The following is a 1,960-nucleotide window of genomic DNA, read 5'->3' on the forward strand; positions in this document are numbered from 1 at the left end:
GAATGCAGAACACAAAGCGATACGCACGGTCTTGATGACCAAGAAAGCGAACTTTCCTTGGCCCTTTCGTGGGCGTAACCAAGCAACCGTCCCGGTTTTCTTCAACTTCCGACAGAATACCGTCGACAACCTTTTGGGCTTCTTCGAGATGATTTGCGATTATGTCCGCGTACCATTCCTGGCTCCGATCCATAAGAACGAAGAGTTTCTGATCACTCATAGGCTTTTGGCCTCCTCTTCAATCGGACACACTGGCTCATCATAGCCGATCGGGCCTTTTACTCGACCTCCAACAACTTGATAATCTTCATGTATCCAGATGGTCCGCTTGTAATCGACGCCACCCCATTTGACAGTTTCGGAGCGCCAGCCAAGCTCAGGCATCATATGGCGAAGGCGGTTCTGGCTAGTTCTAAGCTCTTCGGTGAAGATCTTTGCCAGCACCTCTTGCGGGATAGCGAACCTGCCCAATCCGGCCAGCCTTTCAGCCAACCGATCAAGAAGAACCTCCCTTGTGCCTCCCATGATACGTTTCATCACAGGTGTTTGAATTGAAGAAAGATGCAGTGATCGCGGATTGAAGTCGTTGGAGACACGATGCTGCATCAGCCCATTATAGAGCTTCGCAACATTCCTGTCTTCAGCCAACCAAGCCGAGAGCTCGCCAACGAACTCCCCAAACTGCTCTGCGTCTGGTCCAGATGCGTATCCACTGTGGTCCGCATCAATCACATAGTAGCGACGCTCATCCGCCTCAATCCACAGAGGGATGTGGTTGGTGGTAAAGAGGAAACAACAGCATTGCTGCACTTTCTCCACGTCACGCCCCTTCGCTTCTGACGTCGTCACTTTTTCAGTGATGTAGGTCTTCAGCGTATTGCCGTGCGGAGAGTCTGGCTTCAGCTGAAGTTCCTCAGAGATCACCAACTTGCTGTCCAATAGTGGCTTGTTGAACCGCCCAGTCAGCTTTGAGATGCTGTTCTGAGTGATCGAGTTTTCCTCGCCAAATAGACGCCCTGCGAGATGGCAGAACGTGCTTTTCCCCGTCCCCTTACGACGAGAATACAGGAAAAGGGCCCATGAAGGCTTGTCGGCTTCATTCTGGAGGCACCAAGCCAACCAGTCTTTGGCGACTCTGCGGTCAATTTCCTGGGGAAAGATTTTCTCCAGAAACAGGTCGAGCATGGATGTATTTGCTTCGACCACGCCGAGTTGCCTGTAGGCAGGCGCTTTCCAGGTGTTGATTGCGACTGTTTCTCCTTCGCGAATGATTGCTTGAGAGACTTCTGGACAGCAGCGTGTTGAACCATTCCAAATAGGAACAGTTTGCTCAGGGTCATTGTGCGCTTCCACCAAGGATCTTTGAAAGACATCCCGAAGCACCTCATGGTTTTCGCTAAGGTTTAGGTCCGGAAACAGCTTCTAAAAGCGAGGTACACACACGCGCTTTACATCTGTCTGTGTCAGATGCGTGGAAAGCCTCTCAACCAAGTGAAACTGGTTCTTATACCGCACGAACCACTGCGAGACTTGTTTGGACAGCATTGCGACTAGATCGGTCGCTTCTTGGACCTCCATTTCCTTTACAACCTGTTCCAACTCATTGGCCACCTCCGGTTGAACCGCAGTCTTCCTTCTCCGAGAGCGCCGCTGACGTGGCATTGGTGTAAGTTCGTTCATAGTTCTATACCTTCATTGTGTTGGAAGCCGCTCCCCACCATGGGAAACAGCCCGTGCTTAGGCGATGAAGGAATCCAACAACGGTCCCAGTCCTCGAGAACTCGAGGTTGAAGTAAGTTAGTTTAGGGACTTACGAGTCGTAGATAATCTCCTGCAATTGGCCGCAAATCAGACGTTGGATTCCATGTTCTTTATTCTGGAATCTTCAGCGCCTCATTGTGTTTGCGTTCCTTGCAGTGGGTTACTCGTGAGCGCTAACTCTCATAGCGGCTTGGAGATG

2 protein-coding genes are annotated in these 1,960 nt (G+C 50.9%); both read right to left on the bottom strand.

Annotation, left to right across the window (positions count from 1 at the left end; translation table 11 throughout):
- The coding region (locus QOL67_RS21965; RefSeq protein WP_283428132.1) for a hypothetical protein at nucleotides 1-220 on the bottom strand (220 nt) is incomplete at its 3' end.
- Nucleotides 217-1,353: a primase-helicase family protein gene (locus tag QOL67_RS21970; protein ID WP_283428133.1), complete on the bottom strand. Its 1,137-nt coding sequence runs from the start codon at nucleotides 1,351-1,353 to the stop codon at nucleotides 217-219. The genes QOL67_RS21965 and QOL67_RS21970, both read right to left, overlap by 4 nt.
- Between the last annotated feature and the right edge of the window lie 607 nt (nucleotides 1,354-1,960).

Origin of the sequence: Shimia sagamensis (assembly GCF_900182745.1) — a bacterium.
Classification (GTDB): Bacteria; Pseudomonadota; Alphaproteobacteria; order Rhodobacterales; family Rhodobacteraceae; genus Shimia; species Shimia sagamensis.